This is a genomic window from Methanoregula sp., assembly GCF_002835825.1.
Lineage (GTDB): Archaea > Halobacteriota > Methanomicrobia > Methanomicrobiales > Methanospirillaceae > Methanoregula.
Map to the genome: position 1 here is coordinate 1 of NZ_PIZH01000307.1, position 2,621 is coordinate 2,621.

2 protein-coding genes are annotated in these 2,621 nt (G+C 59.4%); both read left to right on the top strand.

The window, feature by feature from the left end; genetic code table 11:
- The first annotated feature begins 56 nt into the window (after positions 1–56).
- Positions 57–1,382, top strand: coding sequence for an amidohydrolase family protein (locus CW742_RS10245; RefSeq protein ID WP_292420032.1), 1,326 nt, complete (start codon positions 57–59; stop codon positions 1,380–1,382).
- Between the two features lie 10 nt (positions 1,383–1,392).
- Positions 1,393–2,621: MBL fold metallo-hydrolase (locus tag CW742_RS10250; RefSeq protein ID WP_292420035.1), on the top strand; the 1,229-nt coding region annotated here is incomplete at its 3' end.

Here is a 2,621-nt window from a genome sequence, read left to right on the forward strand (position 1 = left end):
AAAGAGGTTGTGAATACTATCATTACACATATGGGTTGAACGGAGTGAAAAGATCAATGACTTCGGAAGATATGGACGGGATATTCGAGAAGAATCACTCCCTGATGATAACAAACGTTGTGGTGGAGAACAAGAGTGTCGACAGTGTCATCGATGAGAAGGGTATCATCACCTCCATTGGGGAGATGGCGGGAAAGGAGTGGAAAGGCGACGAGGACTTCTTAATTGACGGGAACGGCGCCCTTGCCCTCCCGGGGCTTGTCAACACGCACACCCATGCCGCGATGACGCTCCTGCGGGGCTATGCCGATGACATGATCCTGCAGGACTGGCTTTCCCAGAAGATCTGGCCGCTTGAAGCCCACCTGAAACCTGAGGACATCTACTGGGGGACGAAACTAGCCTGCATCGAGATGATACGCTCCGGCACCACCGCCTTCAACGATATGTACTTCATGATGGACCAGGCAGCAAAAGCTGTAAACGACACCGGCATCCGGGCCGTCCTTTCGTACGGGTTCATCGACCTCTTCAATGCAGAGAAACGGGAGGCCGAGTGCAAGGCCACCGAGAACCTTGCAGCGCACATAAAATCCCTGAACAACACCCGGATCACGGCTGCTGTCGGGCCGCACGCGATCTACACGGTCTCACCGGAAGGCCTGAAGTGGTGCGCCGAGTTTGCACAGCAGCAGAAGATCGGCATCCATATCCACCTGTCCGAGACCGAAAAAGAGGTTACCGACTGCGTTACTGCTCACGGCAAGCGCCCCGCAGCCCACCTTGACGCCTGCGGTATCTTAACCCCCCGCACCGTCGCTGCCCACTGCTGCTGGCTGGACGATGCGGAGTGCCGGCTTCTTGGCGAGCGCGGCGTCTCGGCTGCCCACAACCCGGTCAGCAACATGAAGCTTGCAACGAACCGGGCAATGCCCTACGCTGCCCTGAAAGCCGCGGGGGCGAATCCCTGCCTGGGCACGGACGGGTGCGCCTCGAACAACAACCTCGACATGTTCGAGGAGATGAAGGTAGCAGCCCTTCTCCAGAAGTTCTTCTGGAACAATCCGACGGTCCTCCCGGCACCGGAAGCCCTTGCCATGGCCTCGGCAAACGGTGCAAAGGCGCTCGGTCTCCCCACCGGCCGGCTCGCTGCAGGTACACCGGCCGACATCATCCTCGTCAGCAACCACGATGCCTGCAACATCCCGCTCCACAACGCGACCTCGAACCTCGTCTACTCCACCAACGGCAGTTCGGTCGAGACCACCATCTGCAATGGCCGTGTGCTGATGCTCGACCGCGGTATCCCCGACGAGGCATATGTGTTGAACGGGGCAGCGGAAGCGGCGTTCGCCCTTGTCGAGCGGGCACGGTCAGCGTAAGGAATCTCACATGAGGGTGTCTTCTCCGTTTCCACTGCGGGCCGGTGCCTGCCTCACCCTCATCCTTGTCCTCGCTCTTCTTTTTGCCGGTTGCACATCCTCCGGCACACACTCCGGCCTGGTTCTCAACCAGAGCACCACGGGCGACCTGAAAGCATATTTCCTGGATGTCGGGCAGGGCGACTCGTCGATCATCCTCTTTCGGGACAAGATGATCCTGATCGATGCCGGTGACACGGACCGGGGCGACACGGTTGTCCGTGCCCTGCAGGATCTTGGTGTGAGGAAGATCGATCTCCTCGTGGCAACGCACCCGCACGCCGACCATGTCGGCGGGATGCAAGCCGTGCTTACGAATTTCGAGGTCGGCAAAGTCCTCGACTCCGGCCTTCCCACATCATCGTCCCTGTACGAGAAGTTCCTCTCTACGATCGACCGGAAACAGATCCCCTACATTGTTGCGGAACGGGGCCAGACCATCGATATCGATCCCGCGCTCCGTATCCTCGTGCTCTCGCCGCCCAAAGAACGGGCTGGCGAGGACCTCAACACAAACAGCATCGTCCTCCGGGTCTCGTACGGCACGGTGAACCTGCTCTACACGGGCGATGCCACGGCTCCCGCGGAAGAAGCCATGGTAAGATCCGGCTACCCGCTGGACGCACAGGTACTGAAAGTCGGCCACCACGGGAGTTCCGGCGCAAGCTCGGCAGCATTCCTTTCCCGTGTTAACCCGCAGGTTGCCATCCTGTCCCTGGGGAAAGGAAATGATTACGGACATCCCCACAGGGAGACGCTCGAACGGCTGAACGCTGCAGGTCCCATGATCTTCCGCACGGACATGGACGGAACGATCCGCGTGGAGAGCGATGGGAACACGCTCTCGGTGACGACAGAGAAAGGCGATGCGGGCTTCTGGAACCAAGCGGTCACGGCAACGACCCCGGCCTCCGTGACCAGCAATACGGTTACACCCCTGCCAACGATCACCCTGAATATGACCGAACTTGTATCGTCCATCCCTGCAAATGTGACAATACCGGTAACGCTTCCTTCGGTCCAGCTCGGCAATGCCTATGGCATATACATCAGCAGGGTGCAGTTCGATGCACCGGGCGATGACCGGCTGAACCTGAACGGCGAATGGGTCACGGTGAGTAACCGCGGAGAAGAAGCGGTCCTGATCGCCGGCTGGACGCTCTCCGACAAAACCGGCTCGGACACGTATACCTTTCCGGC